At 64.8% G+C, this 22,227-nt stretch carries 18 protein-coding genes and 1 pseudogene; 2 read left to right on the top strand and 17 right to left on the bottom strand.

Annotated elements, in window-relative coordinates:
* Positions 1–62: 62 nt before the first annotated feature.
* Positions 63–788 carry a lytic transglycosylase domain-containing protein gene (locus V5B60_RS15365; RefSeq protein WP_332347863.1) on the bottom strand — a complete coding sequence of 242 codons (726 nt, stop codon included), beginning with the start codon at positions 786–788 and terminating at the stop codon, positions 63–65.
* Complete coding sequence (locus tag V5B60_RS15360) at positions 778–2,166, bottom strand: undecaprenyl-phosphate glucose phosphotransferase (protein WP_332347862.1); 1,389 nt, start codon at positions 2,164–2,166, stop codon at positions 778–780. Before V5B60_RS15360 ends, V5B60_RS15365 begins: the two co-directional genes overlap by 11 nt.
* Before the next feature lie 411 nt (positions 2,167–2,577).
* Here V5B60_RS15360 and epsA point away from each other — a divergent pair, with 411 nt between their 5' ends.
* Positions 2,578–3,381 (top strand): XrtB/PEP-CTERM-associated transcriptional regulator EpsA, encoded by an 804-nt coding sequence (epsA, locus tag V5B60_RS15355; protein ID WP_332347861.1) that lies wholly within the window; start codon positions 2,578–2,580, stop codon positions 3,379–3,381.
* A 447-nt stretch (positions 3,382–3,828) separates the two neighbouring features.
* On the opposite strand, the gene V5B60_RS15350 is transcribed toward epsA, so the two are convergent.
* Positions 3,829–4,497 carry a PEP-CTERM sorting domain-containing protein gene (locus V5B60_RS15350; RefSeq protein WP_332347860.1) on the bottom strand — a complete coding sequence of 223 codons (669 nt, stop codon included), beginning with the start codon at positions 4,495–4,497 and terminating at the stop codon, positions 3,829–3,831.
* A gap of 236 nt (positions 4,498–4,733) precedes the next feature.
* Here V5B60_RS15350 and V5B60_RS15345 point away from each other — a divergent pair, with 236 nt between their 5' ends.
* Positions 4,734–5,873: an acyltransferase family protein gene (locus V5B60_RS15345; protein WP_332347859.1), complete on the top strand. Its 1,140-nt coding sequence runs from the start codon at positions 4,734–4,736 to the stop codon at positions 5,871–5,873.
* A gap of 198 nt (positions 5,874–6,071) precedes the next feature.
* Here V5B60_RS15345 and V5B60_RS15340 read toward each other — a convergent pair whose 3' ends face one another.
* The 14 genes and pseudogenes from V5B60_RS15340 to V5B60_RS15275 form a co-directional block, all read right to left on the bottom strand.
* Positions 6,072–6,485 carry a serine acetyltransferase gene (locus V5B60_RS15340; RefSeq protein ID WP_332347858.1) on the bottom strand — a complete coding sequence of 138 codons (414 nt, stop codon included), beginning with the start codon at positions 6,483–6,485 and terminating at the stop codon, positions 6,072–6,074.
* Positions 6,482–7,840: a glycosyltransferase family 4 protein gene (locus V5B60_RS15335; protein WP_332347857.1), complete on the bottom strand. Its 1,359-nt coding sequence runs from the start codon at positions 7,838–7,840 to the stop codon at positions 6,482–6,484. Before V5B60_RS15335 ends, V5B60_RS15340 begins: the two co-directional genes overlap by 4 nt.
* Positions 7,841–7,990: 150 nt before the next feature.
* The gene (locus tag V5B60_RS15330; protein WP_332347856.1) at positions 7,991–8,752 is read right to left on the bottom strand and encodes a WecB/TagA/CpsF family glycosyltransferase; all 762 of its coding nucleotides are present in this window, start codon (positions 8,750–8,752) and stop codon (positions 7,991–7,993) included.
* Positions 8,749–9,909, bottom strand: coding sequence for a glycosyltransferase (locus V5B60_RS15325; protein ID WP_332347855.1), 1,161 nt, complete (start codon positions 9,907–9,909; stop codon positions 8,749–8,751). Before V5B60_RS15325 ends, V5B60_RS15330 begins: the two co-directional genes overlap by 4 nt.
* Before the next feature lie 37 nt (positions 9,910–9,946).
* Positions 9,947–11,212 (bottom strand): phosphotransferase, encoded by a 1,266-nt coding sequence (locus tag V5B60_RS15320; protein WP_332347854.1) that lies wholly within the window; start codon positions 11,210–11,212, stop codon positions 9,947–9,949.
* Positions 11,209–12,036 (bottom strand): glycosyltransferase family 2 protein, encoded by an 828-nt coding sequence (locus V5B60_RS15315; protein ID WP_332347853.1) that lies wholly within the window; start codon positions 12,034–12,036, stop codon positions 11,209–11,211. The genes V5B60_RS15320 and V5B60_RS15315 overlap by 4 nt, the downstream gene beginning before the upstream one ends.
* A gap of 163 nt (positions 12,037–12,199) precedes the next feature.
* Positions 12,200–13,441: a hypothetical protein gene (locus V5B60_RS15310; RefSeq protein WP_332347852.1), complete on the bottom strand. Its 1,242-nt coding sequence runs from the start codon at positions 13,439–13,441 to the stop codon at positions 12,200–12,202.
* Positions 13,442–13,900: 459 nt separating this feature from the next.
* Positions 13,901–15,451, bottom strand: coding sequence for a right-handed parallel beta-helix repeat-containing protein (locus V5B60_RS15305; RefSeq protein WP_332347851.1), 1,551 nt, complete (start codon positions 15,449–15,451; stop codon positions 13,901–13,903).
* 248 nt (positions 15,452–15,699) lie between these two features.
* Positions 15,700–16,683 carry a hypothetical protein gene (locus tag V5B60_RS15300; RefSeq protein ID WP_332347850.1) on the bottom strand — a complete coding sequence of 328 codons (984 nt, stop codon included), beginning with the start codon at positions 16,681–16,683 and terminating at the stop codon, positions 15,700–15,702.
* 9 nt (positions 16,684–16,692) lie between these two features.
* Positions 16,693–18,069 carry an O-antigen ligase family protein gene (locus V5B60_RS15295; RefSeq protein ID WP_332347849.1) on the bottom strand — a complete coding sequence of 459 codons (1,377 nt, stop codon included), beginning with the start codon at positions 18,067–18,069 and terminating at the stop codon, positions 16,693–16,695.
* A gap of 67 nt (positions 18,070–18,136) precedes the next feature.
* Positions 18,137–18,292: pseudogene (locus V5B60_RS22280) on the bottom strand (DapH/DapD/GlmU-related protein); the annotation flags it as partial.
* A gap of 355 nt (positions 18,293–18,647) precedes the next feature.
* Entirely contained in the window at positions 18,648–19,904 is a 1,257-nt protein-coding gene (locus tag V5B60_RS15285) for a hypothetical protein (RefSeq protein WP_332347847.1), read from the bottom strand.
* On the bottom strand, positions 19,904–21,289 hold the full coding sequence (locus tag V5B60_RS15280; protein ID WP_332347846.1) for a dTMP kinase: 1,386 nt from the start codon (positions 21,287–21,289) through the stop codon (positions 19,904–19,906). Before V5B60_RS15280 ends, V5B60_RS15285 begins: the two co-directional genes overlap by 1 nt.
* A 65-nt stretch (positions 21,290–21,354) precedes the next feature.
* A complete protein-coding gene (locus V5B60_RS15275) occupies positions 21,355–22,095 on the bottom strand; it encodes a polysaccharide deacetylase family protein (protein ID WP_332347845.1) in 741 nt (246 codons plus the stop codon).
* Positions 22,096–22,227: the final 132 nt, after the last annotated feature.

The raw sequence follows: 22,227 nt of genomic DNA, 5'->3' as shown, positions 1-22,227 counted from the left end.
CCAGCGACGAGGTGAGAGGCAGGCTTTTCGGGATGGCCGGGGCGCGCGGTGCGCCCGGCGGGTCAGCGCGAGCGAGTCCGGATCAGGCGATACGGCGCCAGCTCGGCGTCGGCCAGCCGCAGCCCTGTGGCATAGGGATGCGGCAACGGAACCGGCGCGATCGGCGTGTCACCGTAGTCACGGAGGATGCGCGCCACATAACCCCTGGTTTCGGCATAGGGGGGGATCTGGTTGCCATGGCGCATGACGGCCCCCTCGCCGGCGTTGTAGGCGGCCAGCGCCAGGGGCACGCTGTTGAAGCGGTCGAGAAGCAGCCGCAGGTACGCCGTCCCGGCACTGACGTTGCTCTCGGGATGCTCGCGATCGACGACACCGAAGCGCCTTGCGGTGGCCGGCATCAGCTGCATCAGTCCGACGGCACCCTTCGGCGAGATGGCGTCCGCCCGGTACGCCGATTCGGCACGGATCACCGCGTGCACCAGCTCCGGATCGACCCCTTTCGCACGCGCCTGACGTTCGATCAGCGGCGCGAAGGGGCCCGGGGTCGCCACCCGCCGCTGCCGGCTCGTCCCGGCACTGCCGGAAAGGCCAGCGTGGTTGCCCTGCAGGACATACTGCGAGCGCTCGATGCTCAGACGAAACGGATCCGGCCGCTTTGACAGCCGGGGTGGCGCCTCCTGCGCCCGCGCCTCGGCAGCCGCCGCTACGCCTGCGACGGCGGGCGTCAGCCCGAGCAGCATCGCCGTCCAGAGCGGCCGTAGCCGGCAAGACCAGCCCTCAGTACGCACCGGCATCCTTGAAGACGAGGGCGATGGTGCGGAAGATGATGTACAGGTCGAGCTTCAGCGACCAGTTGCGCAGGTACTCGAGGTCGTACGCTACGCGGCCCTCCATTTTGTCTAGTGTCTGCGTCTCGCCGCGATAGCCATTGACCTGCGCCCAGCCGGTGATTCCCGGCTTCACCTTGTGGCGCACCATGTAACCCTTGATCAGCTTGCGGTAGGTCTCGTTGTGCGCGACCGCATGCGGCCGTGGGCCGACGATGCTCATCCTGCCCTGCAGGACGTTGAAGAACTGCGGCAGCTCGTCGAGCGAGGTCCTGCGCAGGATCGCGCCGGCGCGCGTCACGCGGGTGTCGCCGCGGCAGGCCTGCGCGACCAGCGGCCCGTCCTCGCAGACCGACATCGAGCGGAACTTGTAGACGATGATCTCCTTGCCGTCGAGTCCGTAGCGGCGCTGTTTGAAGATGATCGGCCCGGCCGAGTCCAGCTTCACCAGCAATGCCACCAGAAGCAGGATCGGCGAAATAAGGACGAGAATCAGCAACGAGATGATGATGTCGCTGCAGCGCTTGACGATCCCGTTCAGCCCGGCAAAGGGCGTGTCGCGCACGACCATCACCGGCACCCGCCCGACCGCATCCATGCGCGCCTGGATGAGGTCCGTGACGAAAACGTCGGGGACGAAATAGAGCGAAGCCGTCGTATCGCGCAGCGCATCGAGCAGTGCGAGGATTCGCGGTTGCGTCGCCATCGGCAACGCCAGGTAGATCACATCGACAGCCTCCTTCTTCGCGTATTCGGCGACATCGGCCAGCCTTCCCTTCAGCTGGTCGGCAGCAATGCCGAGACGCTCGACTTCACGGTCATCGAAATAGCCGTCCAGCCTGATTCCCAGCATGGGATGCGCCGCGATCTGGGCCGCCAGGTGTTTTCCGAGGCTGTTGCAACCGACGATGACTCCCCGCCGTGCCGGGCCGCCCGCGCGCAGCAGCAGTGGCATCAGCTGCCGGAGGAGCAAATGACCAACGAGTTGCAAGAGGGGAGTCAACCACAGCAGACCGAGCAGGACCTCCCGCGGAAAAATCTTGTAGAGACTCGTCGCCCAGCCGAAGAAAATCAGCAACGAGGCGCTCGCCAGCCAGTTGAGAAATACTTCACGGATCACATGCCGCAGCCGCAACTGAATCAGGCTTCTTCCCGGAAAGCTGAGCGCAAAGAGGAGCACGCCAAGGACCAGATAATGATTGTAGGCATCATCGCCGGACCAGGACATCAGCAGGAGCAGCGCACCGATCTGAGCCGTCGGGTCGACCATCGACTCGACGAACTGGAACAGGGAGCCGCCTACCCTATTGACACCGAAAAATGGTCTGTTTCTGGCCATCGCCATCGCTTCCCGCAAGAAAAAGCGCGTCTCGTCACACCACCCGACGCGTATCGTCCCGCGCCAAACGGCCGGGCCGATGAGTCTGTCATCACGCCGCCATTCTATCGGCCGAAGGCGCTGTCACCGTGACGTAGTTCTCACGATGGAAATCTCGCGCATGGCAAGCTTCGCTCCGTCGGAAACGTGAAAGCCGACCCGTCAGCGGCTGACGACATGCGGTTGTCGACCGCCGTCGGTTGCTCCACGGACGACGGCGCCCACTGACTGCGCGAGCCGCTGGCAAGTGCATGAGGGAGAGTGCCGAGCGACAAGAGAAGGCACGCTGTCGCGCTGGCCTGTGGCCCGAAGATGATTATCGACGAGCCCGGTTGCCGCCAGGCAAGCGTGTTCCAGAAACAGAGAGACCAGATGATCCTGACTGCATCGGCAAACGACTTCGACAGCACCCTGCTGGTGAGGACGATGCGCGCTTCACTGGCGGTGGAAAGCCACTTGAGCCTCCTGTTGTGGTTGCAGGGGGATGTCCGCCGCATGATCCCGCACGACGTGCTGTTCTCCTGCAATGGCTCGCTCGGGAATGAGGCCTATCAATACGATGTCGTTTCCGCGATTCCGGGAATGCGCACCTCGCTGCTGCCGCCGCAGACGCTGCAAATGATTGGCGAGCGGATGCACGAAGATTGGGTTGCAGCAGCCGACAGCGCCGGACCGGCCGCGCTTTGCCGCGATTTCGCGCGTTACCTTGCCGGGAGCGAGCCGCACGCCGCCCTGGCGACGATGAAGCACGCCCTCTGCCACGCCATCTCGGATACGCGCGTCCGCGTCGATCACCTGTACATCCTGCTGCGGCAGCGACAGCCCTTCAGCAACGAGGAGCGACGGCTGTTCGAGCTGCTCCTGCCGCATGTCGACGCCGCGGTGAGCAAGATCGAAGCCCTGCCCACTCAGGCAAGGGCGCGCGCCGGCCAGCCGGCAACGTTCGATTCGCTTGGCGTCAACAGCCTCAGCAACCGTGAGCGCGAGATCCTGGAATGGGTTCGCTGCGGCAAGACCAACATCGAGATCGGCATGATCCTCGGCATCAGTGGTTTCACGGTCAAGAACCACCTGAAGAGCATTTTCCAGAAGATCAACGTCAGCAACCGGGCGCAGGCGGTTGGCAAGCTCGACACAATGAGCACTTCCGGCAGTCGCGCCCTCGCCGCGGGCTGAACCCCGCTGGTTGATCAGCCGCTGCCGCACTTCACCCGTCGATGGTTCACCCAGCGCCGCGAGGATGTCGCCGCTTCGTGCCGACGAGCCAAAGTCGATGGCGGATCAGACAGGCTTGAGCGCGGGCGTCCCGCAACCGTGATCCGGTTCGCAGGACCCTGTCGAAAAGGGCAGGCCGACAGCTGACCGTGGTCCTCGTCTGGTCCGCGTCCGACGCATTCGCCGCACGCCAACCGAAGGGGTCGGGGAATTGATTGATTCGTGCGCTACCGCCGAAGGCGGCCTTCTGCCATCAGCCCCCGACTGCCATAAATCGATCCAGTGAGTCGCCTCGGCGCCATGAGATGACCCCGGCCGCTGGCATTATCCAAGAATCTGGCGCATCCGCGCCATCATGTTCGCGATTCGCTTCCCATAATGGCGCGGATAATGCACTCACGCAGTCGATCAGACGCCCGAGCGGCTGCGACGGCGGGCAATCGCTCCAACCAGTCCGAGTCCAGCCAGCATCATCGCGAAAGCCTCCGGCTCCGGAACCGGGGTCGTCAACAGGAAATCCTGACGCTCGGGGTTGACCAGCTTGTCTGCGAAAAGCGTCGGCAGGGTCGTGTTGATATTGCCCCACTGCGCGTTCAGGTTGTTGATCGCAGTTTGCGTGCTGCCGGTTCCGCTGGTCGCCGTAAACGTGCCGCCGGCCAGATTGTAGGTGCCGCTCGTTTCGTAGATCACCTCCCACACCGCCGACTGCATGGCGGCCGACTTGTCGGCGCTGTTGTTGAACGTCGGATTGGCCGCAAGCCACGTCACCAGGCGGCTCAGCCCCAGATAGACGGGGTTGGTCCACGCCGTCGTGCCGGAAACGATCGAGTACGTGTAGTTGGTATTGAAGTTGAAGCTCTGCGTCAGCTCGGCGCAGAAAGTAGTGAACGCGTTGCCGTCGAGAGTGCCCGAGAACTGGCCGGCTCCCCCGCTATAAGCCGGGGCGGCGACGCTGACACTCGACGGACCGCCATTGGTGTAGCCACTGATGTTGACCGTAGCGGCAGACGCAGGAGCAGCAATAGCGGCCGCGAGGCCCAGGGCGGCAATACCCCTGGCGATGTTTTTCAGTTCCATGGTTGGTTTCCTTTCCTTAATTATTCATAAAATCATGGTCTGTGATCAGGAAACTGGTTCTTCAGTCCCTATTCCACGGTTCCCAATTTACCGTCGCCCCTCCCGGCGGGCAATGACCCGATCGGACTAGTCCTGATGGATCAACGAAGTGCCAATTAAGTCTGCGACTTCTGAAGGCGAGTCCGCCATACTGCCGGGACGTCTCGATCCATATTTTTGAACAATCATATTTAGCAATGAGTTGGGCTTCTTTCCTGATTCCGTTTCCCGTTGCCGAACGACCTCCGGAGCAGGCGCGGCTGCACAGCCTGCAGGCGTTGCGCGGCGTCGCCGCACTGCTCGTGATGCTCTACCACACCGGGACTCTGTACGCGGTCCATACGGGCGAGGTCCTGTGGCAGAACGTCTTCAGGGCGGGCTTTGCCGGCGTCGACGTCTTCTTCGTGCTCAGCGGCGTCGTGATCTGCAGTGCCCATGCAGGCGATATCGGCAGACCCGAGCGTGCGCTGCGCTTCGCCATCCGACGCGCCTTCCGCCTGCTGCCGGTGTACTGGCTGGTGGTGGCGATGAAGGTGCTCAAGGATGGCGCCAGCGTGCCGCTGGCGACGCTCGTCGGCGCGATCCTGCTGCTGCCAGTGCCGAAGCCGTACATCACGGTCGCATGGACCCTGTCGTACGAGATCCTCTTCTACACGCTCTTCCTCGTCTGCATCCTGTTGCCATGGGGCCGCTACGCCGCACTCCCGCTTCTCGCCCTGGTCGTGCTGCCGCTGCTGCCACTCACGGGGCCAGCCGACAGTCCGGCGCTGCAACAGGCTGCCCGCTTCCTGTCCAGCGCGCACTGGCTGGAGTTCGCCTTCGGCGTCGTCGCTTATGGCCTGCTGCGCCGCTGTGGGCCACCCTCGCCAGCGGTGAGCGCCCTGCTGGCCGCCGCCGGCATCGGCGCCTTCGGTGTCGCCGCCGTCCTGGGAACCTGCATCAGCCAGTCGCTCATCGGCCAGGCCGGACTCAGCGCCCACGACGTGGCCGAGCTGCAGGGAAACGCGGTCCTGGAACACGCGGTGTTCAGCTTCGGTCTCCCCGCCGCGGTGGCGATCGTCGGGCTGCTCGGGCTCGAGCGCCATGGTCGCCTGTGGCTGCCCTGGCAGAGGGGGCTGGTGTGGAGTGGCGACGTTTCCTATTCGCTCTACCTGACGCACGGCTTCGTCATCAACACGCTGCTCGGCGTCGGCTGGGCGCGCGACTGGCTCGTGCGCCAGCCCTTGCTGCTCGTCGTCGTCTGGGGAGCCGCGCTGCTCCTCGCCTCGCTCCTCCATCGGCTCGTCGAGATACCGGCGCTGCGCCTCGGCGGGAAGCTCAGCGGTCGTCGGCGATGAGAGCGACTGACGACGAGGCGGCCTGCAAGGAAGGCCCTGGACGCAGCCGGCGCCACGATGCGCCGCGTCGCAGCCGCGACCTCCGTCTGGCGTCGACGCGTCGGCGGGGCGCTGCAACTACTGCACCCCGCCGAGTCCAGGTGGTTTCAGTGCCCTGACGCAGGTATCAAGGCCCGCGGCAGGGCATGGCAGCGGTCGTCAGCGGATCAGGATCTTGTTCGCGCCAACGACCACACAACCGTCGGGCGCATCTCGCGTGACGACCGCGTTGGCGCCGATCGTGACGTGGTCGCCAATCCTTACCGGACCGAGAATCCGGGCACCGGCACCGACATAGCAGCCCCGCCCGATCGTAGGCGCCCCATCCGGCTCGCTCAGGCTCTTGCCGCCGATGGTGACCTGCTGCATCACGGTCGTGTTTTCGCCGATGACCGCCTCGCTGTGGATCATCACACCATAGGGATGGGGAAACTGGATGCCTGCGGGAAGATCGCAGTAGACGTCGCTGTTGAGGAGGACGCACACCAAGCGGTGCAGCCGCGGGCGACTCTTCTTTCCCCGGGTGGCCCAGATGAGCAGCTTTGCCGCTGCCGGATTCTCGACTTCCATCATTCACTTCCTCTGCCTGTTCGTCCGCAGGAACCCGCTTGGCGGAGCTCGCGGTGCGCCATGCTGGACAAGTCACGAAACGAAAGAACCTGATCCTGGGACACGACCCGGCCCATCGTCGCCAGCCGCGAGGCCTGCGCCTCGACCGGCGCATACACGGCATTCACCCGGTCGTCCCAGGAGGCGGCGAGCGCCTTCCTGCATGCCCCTTTGCGCAAGCGAAGCAGCAAGCCCGGAGAACGGGCAAACTCGACCAGGGACGCAGCCAGGCTGCTCACGATGGCCTCCTGGCTGACACCTCGCGCCGGGACCGCCCGACCGCAGTTCTCGTCCACCATCTCGGCTGGACCACCGAGATCCAGGCAGAGGACGGGCAGGCTGCTGGCAAAGGCCTCGAGGACGACATTGCCGCTCGAGTCGTGCAGACTGGGAAACACGAGCAGGTCGTGCTCACGGTACTTGGCAAGCAACTCCGTCTGGCTCAGCTGGCCGCAGAAAGTGACCCTCGACTGGATACCGAGCGCCGTCGCCATCGCCTGCAGAACGCCATCCAGCGGTCCGCTGCCGACGACGGCAAAGCTGATGTCAATGCCGGCAGCAGCGGCCTGGGCCACCGCTGCGAGAGCCAGATGGATCCCTTTCAGATCGATCAGCCGGCCAGCGTAAAGACAGCTCAGCCGGCCGGGCGCAGGCAATCGCGAGCCCTGCACGATGCGTTCGCGGCTGATGCCGATCTCCAGCGAAACCACCGCGCTGCCGCCAGCACTGGCGATCCAGTCGGCAGTCTCGCGCGTCTTGGCGATGACCCGATGCGACTCCCTGAGACAGCGGCGCAGTGCGGGATTCCAGCGTGACGCGAGATTGACCGCATAGCGCAGGAACTCGCCAACGCGCGACCAGCGCTGCGGCATCCCGCGAACCAGCGGCCAAGGGGCCATTTCACCACCGCCGACCGGACCGAAGATGCACGGGATGCCGAGGCGATGGAGCCGTGTCGGCTGCCTCCAGACGCCGAAAGTGAGATGGTGGGCGACGTCGAAGTGCTGCTGCCGGTGAGCGGCGCGAGCGACGTCAAGGATGCCGCGTTGCCAAAGCGCATAATAAAGATGGACGCCGCGCCCGCCGCGCTTCCACCACGCGGCCCAGCGCGGCAGATCGTAGTAGAGAAAGTGGAGCCGTGAGCGGTAAGGTTCGCCAAGCTGGCCAAGCGCTGCGCTGATCGCGGCGCAGTTGTTGCTCCGCGTCAGAACCCATACCTCATGCCCGCGCCGGGCGAGAGCAAGCGCCCAGTTCCAGCCGACTCCCGGCTCCGAACCCTTGTCCGGTTCACAGGCATAGGCAGACAGGAGGATCTTCACGCTGCGCTCCTCATTCGCAGGAGTCTCGGCTGGGTCGATGTGCGCCGCTTCACCACGATTTCCTCCACACGTTCTGCGCCAGTCATGGGCGAATCCTAGTGCGCTCGCCGCGAGCCGACCGTGAGCAAATGCTCAGGCTGCAACCGGAGGTCATCGATTGCTCGCCAGTTGCCAGCATGCGCGCACCAGAAAGATCGAATTGGTCACCAGATAACGCCGCCACAGGCGGCGCGGCTCCGAGAGCAGTCGATGCAGCCACTCGAGGCCCGCTTGCTGCATCCAGATCGGCGCCCGCTTGATCGTTCCGGCATGGTAATCAAAGGCGGCGCCGACACCGATCATCACCGCCTCGATCCGGCCGCGATGCGCAGCCATCCACCGCTCCTGCTTGGGGCACCCAAGGCTGACCCATACCGTGCCGGCGCCGCTGCCATTGATCATGTCGACGATTGCCGCATCCTCGGTGGCGGAAAGCGTTCCGAAGGGCGGCGAGTAGGCACCCGCGATCTGCAGCCCGGGAAAGGCGGCGAGCAGGCGCGCCTCGAGTGCGTCGAGGGTCTGGCTGCTACCACCGTAGAGGAAGACGGCTTCGTTCCGTTGCGCTGCCTGCCGGCAATATCGCCACATCAGGTCTGGCCCGTTGATGCGTGCCTGGTCGCGATGGCCCGCCTGGCGCAGCATCCAGGCTACCGGCGCGCCGTCGGGTGTCGCCATGTCGGCACCACTGATGACCCGTTCGAACTCCGCCGACTGGGTCGTCATCACCACCGAGTGCACATTGGTGATGCACACATAGCGGCTCTCCCTGCGATCCGCCCAACGCTGGATGCGATCAACCGCTTCGTCCCAGTCGACGGCGTCGACCGCCGCCGAAAGGACTCGCTCCGTCCGGCGCGCAACTGCTGCTGTCATGCCATGCCTCCCTTCGCCTGAGCAATAGCTTCGCTGTAGATGGCCATCAGTTCCTGATAATTGCCGTCGGCAGTAAAGTGGGCTTCATAATGCGCACGCGCGGCGCCGCCCATGCGCGCCATCTCTGCCGGATGGGCATGCGCCCAGCGCAGCCTCCTGGCCAGGTCATCCGCGTCGCCCGGTTCGAACAGGAAGCCGGTCACCCCATCCTCGATGAGTTCGGCCAGTGCGCCGATCCGGCTGGCGATCACCGGCAAGCCACAGCCAAAGGCTTCGACCAGCGTGCGCGGGAAGTTCTCGTACCAGATGCTCGGCAGAACGAGTGCTTTGGCCGCCACCATCCTCTCCCGCACCGCCGCCGGTGGCAGGGCACCAAGCCCGCGAATGTTCGCTGCGCCAGCCAGAAGCCTCGCCTCCGGTCCCGACCCGGCGACGACCACGGGTACCTCGGGGACTTTCGACGCGGCATCGACCAGGGTCCGGATGCCCTTCTCCGCCGAGAGACGACCGACGAAGAGGAAGTCGCTGCGCGCACCGGCTGGCGGGGGTGCAAAGTCGACGAAATTCGGTTTGACGACCACCCGCTCCGCAGGCAGACCGCCTTCAACAAACTTCCGGCGGCAGAACTCGTTCAACGCGATGTATCGAGTCACCTTGTCGCGCCACGTGCCGAGCGCCCGATGCGTCATCACCATACCCGCCAGGACCGCACTCTGCGCCACTGACCCGCGATAGCAGGCCCGGGTGATCCCGCGCCAGGGTGCACGCCCGAGACAGTCCTCGCAAACCGTCTCCTGGCGGAGGAACATGGCCTGCGGGCAGAACAGGCGAAAATTGTGCAATGTCTGTACCACCGGGATCGCAGCCCGCTCCGCGGCCCAATACAGCGAGGGGGAGATCAGCGGGAAGGTGTTGTGGACATGAATGACATCCGGACGGTTTTGGGCGAGGATCCCCTGCAGGTCGGCAGTCGTCTGCCTCGACCAGATGGTCCTGGTCAGCAGGCCCAGGCGGGAGAGGTCGGCGATGTCGCGATTGTCCTTCTGATAGAGCTCGACAGTGTGCCCGTGGGCCCGCAGCAACTCGGTCTCCGCCTCGACCACACTGTCTTCGCCCCCTCTCTGCTGGTAGGCGTTGTGGACCATCAGGATGCGCATCTGGGAGCCCTGTCGGTCGGGTGCAGGAGAAGACATCTCAGCGCGTCCCGGTCGATACCGTCGCGTCGCCGTTCGCGCCATTGGGCAGTGGCCAACGGGCGCTGGCCGCGCCGACTCCGGTCGCTCGCTCCGACAGGGGCCGACGCAGCAGACGAAGCGTGCCGAGGCTGTGAACGCAGTCGGCCACGACTCGGTCGCGTGCATCGACCCCGCCGCTGGACTCGACGTACATGCTCAGGGTGTCCAACAGATACAGGCCGAACATCCTGGCGACCTGGTCAATGGACGCATCGGCAGTGGCGAGGACGGCCTGCAGGTGAGTGCGCCCGTCCTGCAGCAGGGCCATGAGCGCCTGCGGCCGCAGCCTGGATCGCCGTACCAGGATGCGCTGGATGGAATGGAAGTGGAAGAAGTCGTGCAGTGGCGTCGCGCTGTCCTGCGCGTACTCCCAGTCGAAGACGGTGATCCCCCGCGCGTCCTGGTTGATGTTCCACGGCGCGAAGTCGCCATGTCCGATGCAGGTCGTGATGACCTGCCCGCGCAGTTCGGAGTCGATCCACCGCCACGCTTCCGGCGTTCCCGCCAGCAGCGGCGAAGCAAGGTCGCGCGAAAGGCGAAGAAAGCGATCATGCAACCGCCCTCGCAGTGGCGCCTCCTCCCACACCCAGTCGCGGCGGCTGGTGCGGCACAAGTGCGCGAGAAAGGCACGGTGCAAGGGCCCCAGCCGGGCCGGTGATGGCAGCACGGTCGCCGCCGGCATGGTCAGAAAACGCCGTCCGCTGCTCAGACACCCGGCGCGAGCAAGCTCCGGCACGGAAGCCTTCAACTCGGCGACCTGCCCAAGGCGAGCCAACCAGGATGCTTCGCCGGCCAGCAACTCATCCGCCCCGGGGCGGAACGCGATCTTGCTCACCCAGGCCCGACCGGATGTTGAGAGGCTCAGCACGACGACCTTCTGGAAGGGCCCGGGCGAACCGAACTGGATCAACACCGGCGATGCTCCGCTGTCTGCCGGCAGGATCTGCTGCAGCAGATCGGCCTGCTCGCGCGCCATGCACACCTCGCTACGCGGCCAGGTCAGACCGACGCGACCAGCGTGCCAGGCCGTGCGCGCCAGCCATCGTCGCGCCGGCGAGCGCACCAGATAGGCCAGTTCCGGCAGACGCTCGAGGTCACGCCGGCAATAGAGCTGGCGTGCCTTGACCGGCAGCAGCGAGTGCCAGCCGAGCCCACCCTGCGGCTCTGCCGTCTGCTCCTGAAGCGACAGCGCGAGCCACTCGCGCCACTCACGGGCCGCGTTCATTCTGTTGCCGACACCAGGTGATAGGGTTCCAGAGCGGCAACGACCGACTCATCGACGACCGCGCCATAGCCACCGGCGAGGAGCTTCGCGCCGACGCGCAGTGCCGTACCGGTCAGCCGGTACAGCGGCAGTCCCGGCCATCCGGACAAGCGGCTGCGACTGCGAATCTCCGCGTCCTCGAGACGACCCTGCGGCCGCAGCGAGCGGGTCTTCTGCTGCGGGTAGAAGCGCATGCAGGACAGGTAGTGCGGGATGTGCGCGATGCGCGCATGACGGGAGAAACGCTCCCAGAGATCGCTGTCCATCGCCAGGTTGAAACGCGGATCAAGGCCGCCGACTTTCTCGTACAGGCTGCGCCGCCAGAACATCGACGGTTGCGGGATGAAGTTGTGATCGAAGAGGAAAGCATGGCGGAAAAAGGGGCCCTCCTTCTTCGGCCGCAGGAAGCGACCGTGCGCATCGATCCACAGCGAATCACCATACACCGCCTGGACGCCCGGATGGGCGGCGAAGAATGCGCCGATCCGGTGCAGCGCACCGGGCAACAGCAGATCGTCCGAACACAGCCAGCCCTGAACTTCGCCGCTGGCGCGCGCGAAGCCCTTGATCAGCGCGTCCGTTTGCCCTTGGTCGCGTTCGCTGACCCAATGGGCCAGCGAGCCCTGATGCCGCTCGATCACGGACAGGCTGTCATCGGTCGAGCCGCCGTCAACGACGATGTACTCGAGTCCTGGGTAGCTCTGGTCGAGCACCGAACGCATGGTCGCATCGAGGTAGGCGCCCTGCTGATAGGAACAGGTGACGATTGAGATGGAGATGGTCATGTACTTGCGACCCGAAAAATGATCGGCCTGATCCGGACATCCGGCGCCGTGAAGGATCCCCGATCTCGGCCGTGACGGCCATCGGGCCCCGGAAACCGGATGCTCGAAGCCCCGGGTGCGGCTTGGCTCATGCTGCCAGCCGGCAGGCAAGCGCAGACATCGATCATGCGCTCGTCCTGCGCAGTCGATGCAGCACGAACATGGCCTGCAGCGACATCGCCGTCGCCAGGCTCAGCGATGTCCCGAGCGCCGCGCCCTGCATCGCATGATTGCCGATCAGCCAGAGACCGACCGTGAACGTCATCACGGTCGCTCCCAGATTGCTGAACAGACCTGATCGCGAGTCGTGGAGCGCCAGCGCATAAGCCCCAAACACGGTTCCCATCAACGAACAGGCGGCGCCGATCGAGAGCGTTCGGAGGATGTCGGCAGCCGTGTCGTAGCGGCCGCCGTAGAGGAAATGCAGGACCGGCTCGGCGAACCAGCCAACCGCGACGACGAAAAGACCGCCGGCGCATCCGGCAAACAGGCTCGTCCGCAGGAGGTCACGACGAAAGGCTGCCCGGCCATGACGTTGCAGGATCGTCGCCGCATTGGCGGGAACACAATTGGCCACGCTCTGTGTGATCAACCCGAGCAGATTCAGCAGATTGAGGCAGACGGAGAAGGTGGCGACGGCAACGGGACCGAGAGGGACGAGCAGGAACGGGTACAACTGGCCGGCGCCCCAGATGGCGAGAACGGTCGCCAGCAGCCATTTCGACAGCGGCCACTGCTCCTCGATCACTTCCGTCACCGAGAGCTCTACCGCCGGCTCCGGGTGTGTCCGCTCGATCCATCGCAATGCCAGAACGAAGGCCAGCAGCGACGAAGCAGCCATGGCCAGGAAAGCGCTCGCCCCGCTCAGGAGGCCGAGTACCGCGAGCGGCAGCAGCACGACGAGTTGTCCGACATAGCTGATGATGTCATTCAACAGTGCCCGTTCGTGGGCTCCGGAAGCGTAGAAGAAGCGGCGCGCCGTCTCCTGCAGGAACAGGCAGGCCAGGAAGACGACGGCCGAGGCAACGAGGAAGAAATCGGCGTGGAGAAAGACGCCGGCGATGACCACCAGCAAACCGGCAACCGGAATCGCAACCCAGTGCGCCGCAAGAAGCGCGCGGGCGCGTGCCAGCTGCAGCCAAGGCCTGTCGCGATCCTGCAGCACCGCCATCGGCTGCGTGAACACGGCCCGATGCAAGCCGGAAAGGAAGAGGCACACCAGGAACGCGAGGCTGTAATGGCCGAACGAATCGCTGTCCAGCGTGCGTGCGAGGAACAAGGCGGTCAGGAAATTGCAGCCAGAGACGACGACCTGGTCCGCCAGCGCCAAGAGCCCGGGCCGGATGGCGACGCTTGTCGCGCTCATGGCAAGTCCGACGCCAGCCGGGTGCCCGCGGCACACCACGGCCTTTCAACCGGGTCTGTCGTACGGTTGCCGGTGGGGGTCCGTGTCCTGATCACCTGCGACTCATCGCGGCTGGGAGTGCGCCTGACCGAGCCGTTGCGGGAGCGAGCCATGGTCGGCCAGTTGCCGAGTCCGTCCACCACTGCAACCCGTCCAGCCGTCGACGACGAAGTCCGGTTGCGCCCGGAGCCGCGGGACAGGGAGCGCACCAATCGATTTCGGGTTCAAGCGTGCACCTGCAAGGAAGGGTCAGCGGCGAAACATCTCTGGCCGACGCTGGCGGTCGTTTCAATCGACCGGATCCTGCGTCCTAGCCCGCTTCCGGCGCGTGTGCTAAGTCACAGGTCGCCAGTGATCGATCCGACGGCTACGGTCGCGCCCCGTCCATGGCGGCAGAGCAACGTGGCGACCCGCCGTGGCTCACCGTGGCAGCCAGGTGCTCACGGCGGGCCCGGGGCGCGCACCGGCACCCACCTTCAGCGCCGGTGCCCTCTGCGCGAGTGCAGCCAGCGGCCCGGCGGCGACCGCACCCATCCGCGTGCGTGACGCGCCGTACCATGCCAGCTGTCCAGCGAGCGGCTGCCGGACATCAGCCTCGCGGCGTCGCCCCACTGGCAACATGAGCCATTCACTGTTGGCATCGAGACCGGACTCGATCCATTCGGCCTTGCCGAGATTCCGGGTCCAGCCGATCCGCAAGGCGCTTGCCTTGTCATCGGCTGCGAACAGGTTGCCGTCGCTGCGGTTGTCTGCCAGCGGCGACGGCATGGTCAACGCGATCTCGTTGCCTGCGATCACGTTCCCCATCACCCAGTTGTTCCGCACCGAGAAATCCATTTCGCCGCGCGGATCGCGCTGACCCTCATCGACGATGGCTATGCCGTCGAGCCCGTTGTGGGCGACCAGGTTGAACACCAGGGTACTGAACGAGGTCTGGCGCAGGTAGATTCCGCGCTGGCGATTGCCGACGACGATGTTGTTGTCCACCAGGAAACCCTGACACATCTCCAGATGCAGGCCGAATCCGGAGTTGAAGGCGAGCAACGAGTCGGTGACGCGGTTGTTGCGGTTCTTCCAGTCGAACCAGAGGCCATCGCCGTGGTTGTTCGTTGCCTTGAAGCGCGTGATCGTCGAGTTGTTCAGGCCACCGTCGCCGACAAACTTGGCACCACCTGCCTCCCACCACTTGTTGAAGCCGCGGGTGTTGTTCCGGCTGACGGTGACGTCGACGATCTTCCAGCCCGAACCTCGGCCGCCGAGGCCGGTCTGGCCACATTCGCTGAAGTTGCTGCTGATGATCTCGTGATCGGCTCCGTTCAGCCCCAGGCAGGTGCCGTCGGCGCGACGAATCTGGACGTTCTCGATGCGGATGCTCCTGCCGTCCAGCTGTACGGCGCCGCCACGGGTGGTGGCGGTGGTATTCGAGTGCTCGAAGCTGAGGTTTTTCAGTGACAATCGCTCGACACCGGTTGCCGAGGCGAGGCGTTGCAGGGCGGCCACCTCCACGGTGTGACCCGCGAGGCTGTCGGCAGGCACGCGGATCATCACGTTGCCCAGAACCCGGTCGTAGTGGAAGCTGTTGACCGGCATGCTCTCGCGATCACCGTCGACGCGCCCGGGCCAGATGCCACCGTTACCCGCGTGCAGGGCCGCCAGGGGGTGGTCGGGGCGCCCCGGATAGCCGTCAAATACGCTGCCGCCGATCTGCTGCAGCGGCTGGTCGTCGACATGCACCTGTTCGGGTTCGTGACCCATCGGGGCGACGAAGCGACCCGGACCGGCTGCCTGCCACAGGCGCACGACGGTCGATCCCTTGATCAGTGTTCGTCCCTGCGCGTCCCCCTCGATCAGCGTGCGCGCACTCCCGGACCAGGATCGGGCCGGCAACAGTATCGGCTCCCGATAGACGCCAGCTGCGATGAGGACATGGTCACCGGGCTGCAGGCGGTTCATCGCTGCGGCAATCGTCATCAGCGGCTGCGAACTGGTGCCGGCGCCCGAATCGGAGGCAGCAGGGTGCCCTGGGTTGACCACCAGGGTCGCTCCCAGGAGCGAACTGCAGAAGATGCCTGGAGCAACCAATCCGAGCATCCGTAGCCGCAGAAAAGGCCGCAGCACTGGGCGTAGGAGCCGACGCTTGGGCCCTTTTCCGGCACCGGAGGCAGACACGAGCATCCGATCGGCGGGTCGCAGCGCTGGCGAAGTGGCAGAACGCCGGTTCAACGCCATGCGGCATGAATCCGGGAACGGATGCGGCTCAACCAGCCGACGGCCCGCGCCCGCAGACGCGACGCGGCCAGTCTGCTCCTGAACTTCAGCGAGGGCGATGCGAGGTTGGCGAGGCAGCACTCCCTGCTCGAATCCGCGCCAATGACATCGATCCGCGAGCGGCTGCCGCGCGATCGCAGACCGTGCACGGGTGCCAGGAGGACCCATGAGTCGGGAACGTACAGCCAGCGTTCGAAGCAGTCTTCCTGCGGCATGGGTACGACTCCCCGCTTTTTCAGGGTCAGACTCCACAAAGCCTGGTCGTGGCGGTGCCCGCAGAACAACGGATGCTGCCGTTCCGGCGCGTGCGCGTCGGTGATCAACTCGCCTTCGATTGCCCAGGACGCCCATTCGGCGATGTGCTCCCGTACGGCGGCCGAGTTGCGCAGACCGAACCAGGTGGCCTGGATCTGACGGGAGCTCATCACCGACTCGTGCCAGCGCCCCAGTATCGCCTCGGCGGCCTCACGTTTGCACCAGCCGTGCTCGGGAAAATCGATCTCGAAGCATAGAACACCACGCGCGCCCAGTTCGCGATCAAGCGCCATGAATCGCTCGCCACCGATGCTCGATAGTTCACAGCCGGCATCCAGATAGTAGAGATGCGCGCCCTCGGGAAGCGAAGACAGCACGGCCTGTACCAGGAGAGGCTTCCATCGCCAGTAGCCATAACCGCGTGGATGCCTGCCGGCAAATTCCGCCAGCTGGCTCGCGAACGCGTGCATTGCGGGATGGTCAGCGGTTGGGTGCAGGATGGTGACGGAATCGAACCAGCCCGTCGCTCGTGCCTGGCGACCGAGACGGTCGGCGGCCAGCGAAAACGGGGGGCCGGAGTGAAAGCTGACGAGATGGCGCTCTACGGGCAGCCAGGTCGCTGCAGACGGCTGAGACATGAATTCCGGTGGCGAGTCGATGTAGATCTTCTCCGTTCTCATGCCATGTCCTCATCCAGACCGTACCGTGTCCCGAACCGCAGCCCGACTACGCGGTACGGATGTCGGTCGCTGCATCGCTTCGTCTGCCAGCGGCGAGCCCGTGGCCACCGACGACGCGGCTGGCTGCCCATCCGGGGACAGCAGCGCGCACATCATCGCCGAACACATCCAGTAGACGTAACTGCTGCTCGCGCTGTTCAGTACGGGATTGAATGCCATGACCGTCAGGCCGCTGCTCATGATCAGGAAATACATGGCCAGCTGGGCTCTGGCGAAGCCCTGATCCCGCTCGCCCGAAACCCAGTTCCTTGTCAGCATCTTCCAGGCCGCATGCAGGATCGACAGCAGCCCGAGAACGAAAGGAATGGCTCCGAGCAGGCCGCCGTTGGCCAGGATGTCCAGAGGATCGGAGTGCGTCGGCAATGATTGCGTACTCGTATTGACCACGAACAGGTCGAAATGGTCGACCGCCGATGCGGCGAATGCACGCCCCCATAACCACGAATCGAGAAAGCGGTCGATCGCCATCTGGTAGGTGTGCAGGCGGTAGACCGTGTTGCCGTCCGGCAGGTGGGATTTGGTCGCCTGATAGAGGAACACCACTCCGAGGATGCCGAGCATGCCGAGGAAAGCACCCAGGATCCGCTGCAAGCCGCCGCGGATGCGATCCGGGTCCCCGGCAGTCCGGATCATCAAGTCGTCTACGAACACCCAGGCAAAGACCATCAGCAGGACGATGTATCCGGTGATCTTGTTTGGCGCCACGGCTGCGAGTATGCACAGGAAGGCACCGCTCAGCCGGACGAGCGGCTTGCGGCCGGCGATGAGCGGCATCGCTACCGCAACCAGAACCACATGCTCCAATGCGTGGTAGAGCATGCGGCCAAAATGGATGGTGTTCATGAGCACGCCGAGCAAGGAAACACCGATCACGGCAACGGTGACGCTGCGAACGAGCGTTGCCGGTGTGCGCGACGTCCTGATCAACCACAGGTTGACCGGGCCGCCGAGAATCACTGACATCCCCATGAGGAGGAACGAGCTGTCGATGGCGAGGGCGAACCTGGCGTACAGGCTGCCGCCAATCACGAAGGCGCCGAAAAGGAGCAACCAGCGGTAGGTGCGGACGACTGAGCCCAGTTCTGGTCGCAGTTCGGGCCGGAACAGCACGCGACCCGCCACACAAAGCAGTGTCGCGGCGATGGCCAGGACGGTCGGCAAGTGGCGTGTGAAGGAGCGTCTCCAGAGCTCGGCGGCGAAGGGATCGACGGCCCACAGCAACTGCAGCGCGATGGCGACGACAACCATCCCATCGGTGAAGTCGAGCGCCGGCTTGTTCGAGGCCGCAACGACGGGTTGTGTCGCCAGGAAGGACATGCGGGTCATCAGGCCTCCGTGCACCAGTTCATTGGCAAATGCGTCACGACCGGTGTTCATTTTCCTGCGGGCGAGTGCGAAACTTGAGGACCCGCGCCGGCACTCCGGCGACCACCGCGTATGGCGGCACGCTGCGAGTGACGACACTGCCGGCAGCGATGATCGCCCCGTCGTCGATGTGAACACCCGGCAGTATGATGGCACGCGTGCCGATCCAGACGTCGTTGCCAATGCGCACCGGGCGGCGCGCTGCAGCGCCTTGGGCGATCATCGGGATATCGAGGCGACTGATCTCGTGCGAGTTCGACATGACGACCACGTCTGGCCCCATCATCACGTCGTCACCAATCTCGACATCATGATCGATGCGGCAAGCGTGTCCGAGTTGCGAGCGGTGACCAAGCTTGATGTGCGTTCCGCTGCCGAAGTAGGCGCGGCGCTTGATGATCACGTCGTCGCCACAGTGGCTGAAGATGCGTCGCACGAGTTGTCGCCGCAACCAATAGCCGAAGCGCCAGCCGGGCATCGGCTGCGTTGGCCAGTGCCACGCAAACAGGTAGTAGACCAGTCGCGAAAGGTTCTTCATTTCAGCCTCGCCGAATTTCGTCGACCATACCAAAGACCAGGTAGAGCAACGCGCAGAGCGCCCCGAGGACGGTACTCCAGACCAGCCCGATGGCGCCGAATTCGCGCGCCATCACGATCACCAGAAGCGTTGACACGGCGGTTCCGACCAGTGCCGAAACGGCAATGCGCTTCGTCTGCAAACGCGCACGCTCATGGTAGTTGGCGACTCTGCTGGCGTAGAGGACGAACACGTAGAGCGCCTGTGCCCAGAGGATTTCCGAGTAGCCGCTGTAGGCGTCTCCCAGCAAGAGGCGAACGATCGGCTCGGCGAAGAAGACCAGCGGCAGAAGCAGCAGAGCCGGCAGGCCGAGCACCGCGACAGAGAAGCGCGCGGTGTATCCGCGCAACGCGGTGCTGCCCCGAGTCCGATAGACCTCGGCAAAACGGATCGGCATCATGTTGTCGAGGGTGGCGCCAATGGCGTTGGTGAATCCGAGCAGTCCGGCGATCGAGCGATAGGCGCCGATCCCGGCAGGTCCGACCACCGGCACGGCAAGATACACCATGCCCTGCGAACCGAGCCACTGCGCCTGGAACGGCACGATGAAATCCCTCGCGAGGCGCCAGTTCTGCATCATGAACGAGCGGGCAGCGGCGATGTCGCAAGGGAGCCGCAGCCGCATTGCTGCAGCAATCGCGACCAGAATGCTGGTTGCCCCCCAGAGCAGCACACCGAGGTCAAGCGTCAGCGAACCGGACTGTGCCAGCAGAAAGGCCGCAATCAGGATCGGCAGATACGTCAGCGCGTCGACCGAGAGCAGCGCCACACCATCCCGGTCGAGAAAGCAGAGCTTGCGGCACCACTCGAGCAGTGGAAGCGCGAACGACGAGGCTGCCAGACCAAGCACGGTCACTCCCGAGATGCCGGCAGTGCCGCTTGCCAGATAGAGCGACAGACCCCCGACCACAAGCAGCGCCAGGGCAGCGCTGACCACGAGCTGGGCCGAGAGGCTGCCCGCGATCAGTCGGACCCTTTCTTGCCTGTCCTCGACATGCGGCGCCCGGGTCACCAGTGGGTTGGCGACCAGCGATACGCCGACGCTGACGAAGTACTGCTGCGCGACGGTAAGCAGCGCGTAGATGCCAAAAGTGGTCGGGCCGAGGGCGCGCGCATAGATGATGGCGAGAACGAAATTGCAGCCGCTGACCAGGACCTGGTCAGCAAGAACCCAGTGCACATGGCTTAGCCGCAGCCGTGCGTCGCTGGCATGCCGCATCACAGCAACCGCCGCAGGGTGCTTTGCGCACGAACGCCAAGGTGCTCGCGCACTGCACGGACGGCAGCCTGCAGAGTCTCGTCGAGCGACACGCCCGAGTCGATGATCACGGCGTTCGGCAAGCGCCGGGCCAGTGTGGCGTAGTCGGCGCCCAGGCAGCGGGCCGATTCGAGCGATATCTCGCCCTTGCGCGCGACGAGATTCTCCGCCGGAGCGTCCAGAACCAGCCACAGGTCCGGTTGCGGTATCAGAGGCGATAGCCACCGCGCCAGGGCAAAGCGCGCGGGCAAGCGGTACCGCCGCTGATCAACGAGCAGGTCGTGGTAGTAGCGGTCGAAGACGATCAGCGTCGAGCGGATTTTCGACGGCATGACGTGGCGCAGCCAACTCGACCAGTAGTCGGCGACGAACATGCCGATTTTCAGGCAACTGGCGAGTCGGCCGCGAGGCTCCTGTGCGTGCGGATCCCTGACCGTCGTTCCACCTGACGTGCGGCCGAAGTGGGGACGCAGGTGGAAGCGCCGGACGCCACGGAAGGCGCTCGCGAATTCCGTCTCGAGGTGTTCGATCACCGTCGTCTTGCCGCTTCCGTCGGGCCCCAGGATGGCGACGATGAAGCCGCTGGGATTGGTCACGCGGCGGAAGATTCGCCGCGACTCCTGAAGCCTGCTGCGCATCCGGCCCGGCAACGACTCCCTGGGAAGGTTCCCGCGCAAGCATCCCGCCAGCGACTGGCGCCGCGTGCGGAACCAGGCGACATCCATGCGCGCGATCGCGCAGCTCATTTCCTGCACGAGTTCGGCAGGAAACATGCGCTGCAGCGACTCGCGGCAGCCGCTGGCATCCTCATCGAACAGGGCGCGGAGCTGCTCCAAATGACGCTCTTCGACGCACTCCTTTTCCACCCGCTTGAACAGATAGTACTCAAACTCGACTGCCGCCGATGGAATCCAGAAGCCGGCCGGCGAGCGCCGCCGCGTCGCGAGAACGGACTCGCTGCGCAACCACAGACGGGCGTCGAGGCGATAGCTGGCTGCCGAATCGGGGTGCAGGTAGGCGATCCGCTCACCCTCCTGGCGCGCGAGGACGAAATACCGCGCCGATATTTCATGCTCGAGAACCTGGACGATCTGCGCACCGCTGACGCACTCCGGCGTGTTGAGAATCGCCGGGAGCCTGGCGAAATCACGCTCGCAGACCATGAAATCGACATCGGAAGCGATCCTTTCCGGATAGTCCCGATGTCCGGCGAGGATCACGTACGGGATCGCGTGCGCTTCCAGCGCAGCGCAGAAGTCGATGAACATCTGCTTGCGCACGGCCGCGAGGCGCCCGGGTGTCGTCGGGGCATGTTCCGTCTGATCGCGTTTCGTCGTGCTTGCCATCCTCACTCCCAACTCAACTCCAGTGCCTTCTCGCCCACCCTGCATGACGTGTAGCCTCGCAGCCATCAGCGAAGCCATTGCCGCAAGCCGCGGTAGGCTCCTTCCGGAAGCAGCGCTCTGACCACCTGCTTCGTGGTGAAGACGGCCTGACGGGCGTACAGGGAGTCGGATCGAATCAGCCGGAGAAAATCCTTGTCCGACGTGCCACAAAGGATGTTGTTGCGTCGGAGCATTCTTGATGCCTGGAAGGGCGGACGGTTGACCCCCCAGTCGGTCGTCAGCAGGTAGTCAAAGCCGGCATCGCGCGCCGCCCGCACCACGGCCTCGCTATAGCCACCACCGGGAAAGGCGAGCGCATCCACCCGATGCCCGAGGACGTTCTCGAGAATCTCCTTGCTGACGAAGATCTGCCGACGGGACTCATCGACGCTCAGGATATCCAGCTTGACGTGATCGTGCGAATGCGAGCCCACCTTCATCCCGAGGCGCTCGAGTTCGCGAATCTCATGCTGATCGAGGTAACCCGCTCTGCCGATGTTCGCCGTCGAGACGAAGAACCAACCCGTAAGGCCTTTTCTCGCGAGACACTCCGCGTTGATGAGGTCACTCTTGTAGCCATCGTCGAAGGTGATGCCGATGCGGTACCTGTCGTCGGTGAAATCCAGAGTGTGCGAACGCAGGACCGATAGCCCGGACTGGGCGATGAGGTCGACCTGATGGCTGAATTCGTCGTGCGTCAGCACATAGACGTCCCTGCCGGAGGCCGACATTTCCGTGCGGTGATAGGTTATGAACTGCAGTGGCATGGCTCACTCTCGACTATGGTTTCGCTGCTTGCTGCTGGTGGTGGTGGGGCGCCTGCGTCCACGCCCTGAGCGCCAGTGCCGCCCCGGCGTGGCTGCCCGTGACGGTCGCTCGGCACGGCATACCGCTGGGCC

It is taken from the genome of Accumulibacter sp. (assembly GCF_036625195.1).
In the GTDB taxonomy this organism is placed as follows: domain Bacteria; phylum Pseudomonadota; class Gammaproteobacteria; order Burkholderiales; family Rhodocyclaceae; genus Accumulibacter.
Note: the sequence above shows the minus strand (reverse complement) of the source record. Positions and strands in the feature narration are given on the sequence as shown.

Excerpts from the sequence above, each read along its gene's own strand:
- V5B60_RS15360 (WP_332347862.1), bottom strand. The coding sequence starts at position 2,166 with ATGGCCAGAAACAGACCATTTTTCGGTGTCAATAGGGTAGGCGGCTCC.
- epsA (WP_332347861.1), top strand. The coding sequence starts at position 2,578 with ATGATCCTGACTGCATCGGCAAACGACTTCGACAGCACCCTGCTGGTG.
- V5B60_RS15350 (WP_332347860.1), bottom strand. The coding sequence starts at position 4,497 with ATGGAACTGAAAAACATCGCCAGGGGTATTGCCGCCCTGGGCCTCGCG.
- V5B60_RS15345 (WP_332347859.1), top strand. The coding sequence starts at position 4,734 with ATGAGTTGGGCTTCTTTCCTGATTCCGTTTCCCGTTGCCGAACGACCT.
- V5B60_RS15340 (WP_332347858.1), bottom strand. The coding sequence starts at position 6,485 with ATGATGGAAGTCGAGAATCCGGCAGCGGCAAAGCTGCTCATCTGGGCC.
- V5B60_RS15330 (WP_332347856.1), bottom strand. The coding sequence starts at position 8,752 with ATGACAGCAGCAGTTGCGCGCCGGACGGAGCGAGTCCTTTCGGCGGCG.
- V5B60_RS15325 (WP_332347855.1), bottom strand. The coding sequence starts at position 9,909 with ATGCGCATCCTGATGGTCCACAACGCCTACCAGCAGAGAGGGGGCGAA.
- V5B60_RS15320 (WP_332347854.1), bottom strand. The coding sequence starts at position 11,212 with ATGAACGCGGCCCGTGAGTGGCGCGAGTGGCTCGCGCTGTCGCTTCAG.
- V5B60_RS15315 (WP_332347853.1), bottom strand. The coding sequence starts at position 12,036 with ATGACCATCTCCATCTCAATCGTCACCTGTTCCTATCAGCAGGGCGCC.
- V5B60_RS15310 (WP_332347852.1), bottom strand. The coding sequence starts at position 13,441 with ATGAGCGCGACAAGCGTCGCCATCCGGCCCGGGCTCTTGGCGCTGGCG.
- V5B60_RS15305 (WP_332347851.1), bottom strand. The coding sequence starts at position 15,451 with ATGACGATTGCCGCAGCGATGAACCGCCTGCAGCCCGGTGACCATGTC.
- V5B60_RS15300 (WP_332347850.1), bottom strand. The coding sequence starts at position 16,683 with ATGAGAACGGAGAAGATCTACATCGACTCGCCACCGGAATTCATGTCT.
- V5B60_RS15295 (WP_332347849.1), bottom strand. The coding sequence starts at position 18,069 with ATGACCCGCATGTCCTTCCTGGCGACACAACCCGTCGTTGCGGCCTCG.
- V5B60_RS15285 (WP_332347847.1), bottom strand. The coding sequence starts at position 19,904 with ATGCGGCATGCCAGCGACGCACGGCTGCGGCTAAGCCATGTGCACTGG.
- V5B60_RS15280 (WP_332347846.1), bottom strand. The coding sequence starts at position 21,289 with ATGGCAAGCACGACGAAACGCGATCAGACGGAACATGCCCCGACGACA.
- V5B60_RS15275 (WP_332347845.1), bottom strand. The coding sequence starts at position 22,095 with ATGCCACTGCAGTTCATAACCTATCACCGCACGGAAATGTCGGCCTCC.